The 890-nt window shown below is 70.7% G+C and carries 1 protein-coding gene; it reads left to right on the forward strand.

What is annotated here, in order from left to right:
- Positions 1-71: 71 nt before the first annotated feature.
- On the forward strand, positions 72-890 hold an 819-nt coding region (locus DSP71_RS05605; protein ID WP_147251216.1), incomplete at its 3' end, for a MurR/RpiR family transcriptional regulator.

Below are 890 nucleotides of genomic sequence, written 5' to 3' on the forward strand. Positions count from 1 at the left end.
GCGTGAAGCACTCCTCGGACGCTTCACGGCGCAGCAGAGGATGACCAGCGCCGGCTGAGACAGGACCCTCCATGGACGATGACGTTCTCGCTCTGGTGCGGCGCTCCCTTCCCAAGGTGAGCGCCGCAGAGGCGCGCGTCGCGGAGAAGATCCTGGGCGACCCGACCCTGGTCGTCGACCTGGCGATCAACGACCTCGCCCAGCTCTGTCAGACCTCGCTCTCGACGGTCGCCCGCTACGCCCAGTCCCTCGGATACAGCGGCTACCGCGAACTCAGGGTCGCGGTCGCCCGCGCGATCACCCTGGAGCAGGCGCAGCAGGCACGGTTCGGTCTGGACACCACCGCGATCGACCCCGACGACGGTCCGAGCGCGATCGCCGCCAAGCTCGCCGCCCAGGAGATCGACGCGATCGAGAAGACCGCGCTCGCCCTCGACGCGGCCGCGCTCGACAGGGTCGCCCGTGCGGTCGTCGATGCCCGGCACATCGATCTCTTCGGCCAGGCCGCGTCATCGCTGACGGCGCAGGACCTGCAGCTGAAGCTGTCGCGCATCGGCTGCTCCGTCTCGCACTCGGCCGACCCGCACCTCGCGGTCACGACGGCTTCGCTGCGCAGTGCCGCCGACGTGGCGATCGCCTTCTCCCATGGCGGCGAGACCACCGAGACACTGCGTGCCCTCGAGGTCGCCCGCGACGCCGGTGCGCTCGCGGTCGCGGTCACCAGCGCTGCGGACTCGCCTGTGGCACTGGCGGCCGATGTCGTGCTGCTCACACACGCGCACGAATCCCCCTTCCGGATGGCCGCGATGTCGAGCCGCATCGCACAGCTCGCGCTCGTCGATGTGCTCTTCGTGCGGGTCGTGCAGCACCGCGGGGAGCCGGTCGCCGTC

Origin of the sequence: Microbacterium sp. H6 (genome assembly GCF_003314775.1) — a bacterium.
GTDB classification, from domain to species: Bacteria; Actinomycetota; Actinomycetes; order Actinomycetales; family Microbacteriaceae; genus Microbacterium; species Microbacterium oxydans.